Consider the following 799-nt stretch of genomic DNA (forward strand, 5'->3'; position numbering starts at 1 on the left):
CCCTGGAATTCCACGCCCTGCGCCTGGGCTGGCTGGCGGCATTGGGCGTGGCCCTGCTGGTGGGGGTGCTGACCCGCCGCCGCGAGGCCGCACAACGCTGATGCGCCGCGCCATGCCGCCCCCTTGCCGCCTGCCCCGTGCTGTCATCGGCTTTTGCCCCGCCGCATTGCACGCACCTTTTTTGTCGCTTCCGACACAGGCGCGCCGCATGAAAAGCCTCGACGACCACATCCGACCGGTGCGCCGCATGGGGCATATGGACGGAAAGACCGTCAGCCGCCGCCCCCGCCCCTACCCGCGGCGGATCTGCTGTTCCACGTCCCCTGCCCGCAGAAGCTGGCGGTTAGGCTGGCGGTGAAGGGCGCCATCGACGCGCCTTGCGCCGCACGCGGTGGGGCAAGGCACGAAAAAATCGACGCCCTTCGGAAAGCATCCGCAAAGGCGTCGGCAAGTGTGCGCGTAAGGGGGAAAGGGGAGATTACCCGTTCGTGCCAGCGGGCAGGCCCGGCAGCACCAGAGTACGGGGGCCTGTCAGGCGGGCCTTGACCTTGCGGTAGGTTTCCGGCAGCACGCCGAAGCGGTAGGACCACAGGGCGCAACGGTCGCGGGCGTCGCAGGTGCGCACCTCTGCCCGTTCGCCGCCGCAGCAGGCGATGCAGTAGCGGCGGATGGCCCGCACCGGGCGTTCGTCGGGCAGGGTCTGGGCGATGAGCGGCAGCGCGCCTGGCAGCGGGTCGCCGCCAGACGGGTTACCTGACGGACCGGCGGGAGCCCCGGCCACGGGGTTCGCGTCGGCATC

Annotated in this window: 1 pseudogene; it reads right to left on the reverse strand. The window is 70.8% G+C overall.

Annotated elements, in window-relative coordinates:
* Nucleotides 1-478 precede the first annotated feature (478 nt).
* Nucleotides 479-799, reverse strand: a pseudogene (locus FVW27_RS20690) (hypothetical protein); the annotation flags it as partial.

The sequence above is a fragment of the Nitratidesulfovibrio liaohensis genome (assembly GCF_011682075.1).
GTDB classification, from domain to species: Bacteria; Desulfobacterota; Desulfovibrionia; order Desulfovibrionales; family Desulfovibrionaceae; genus Cupidesulfovibrio; species Cupidesulfovibrio liaohensis.